The sequence below is a fragment of the Pseudoneobacillus rhizosphaerae genome, assembly GCF_917563885.1.
Lineage (GTDB): Bacteria > Bacillota > Bacilli > Bacillales > Cytobacillaceae > Pseudoneobacillus > Pseudoneobacillus rhizosphaerae.
In genome coordinates, this window is record NZ_CAKJTG010000068.1 from 1 (window position 1) to 622 (window position 622).

Annotated in this window: 1 protein-coding gene; it reads right to left on the minus strand. The window is 38.1% G+C overall.

Annotated elements, in window-relative coordinates; all coding sequences use genetic code 11:
• Positions 1-281, minus strand: a 281-nt coding sequence (locus LRP83_RS23140; RefSeq protein ID WP_230499187.1) for a response regulator, incomplete at its 3' end; no start/stop codon positions are given.
• Positions 282-622: the final 341 nt, after the last annotated feature.

A 622-nucleotide genomic window follows, 5' to 3' on the forward strand; every position in this document is an offset into this window, starting at 1 on the left:
ATATCAAGACCCATAACAACATTCACCTCATCATCAAAGGCTGTTAGAAAAATAACGGGTTTATCCGATTGGGATTTAACAAGTGCACATAAATCGTAGCCACTCCCGTCTGGTAAGTTCAGGTCAAAAAGAAATAAATCAATTTCATGCCATTTTTCTTCAATCATGCTTTTGGCCGTTTCGGCATTATGACAGAGAATGGTCTCATAGTCTTCCTGCTGCAAGGAATATTCCAGCCCAGACGCGATTGTTCGATCATCTTCTACCATTAGAATTTTCATTAAATTGCACCCTAACATTGGTTTTATTTTCCTCTATCTTATTTTATTTGGGTAGATTTAGTCAAAATATTGGGAATGGGAAGGTTAAGAACAAGTTTGAAATAATGTATTCCATTTGAAGGATATTTTTTTCTAAGTAGAGTTGTTTTTCTATCATAGTTTGGATGAAGGACAGTTCTCCCTCAGATTGAATCTGTAATGTCCTTCAAAGGTGGGATGAAGGACAGTTCTCCCTCAGATTGAATCTGTAATGTCCTTCAAAGGTGGGATGAAGGACAGTTCTCCCTCAGATTGAATCTGTAATGTCCTTCAAAGGTGGGATGAAGGACGGTTCCCCCTCA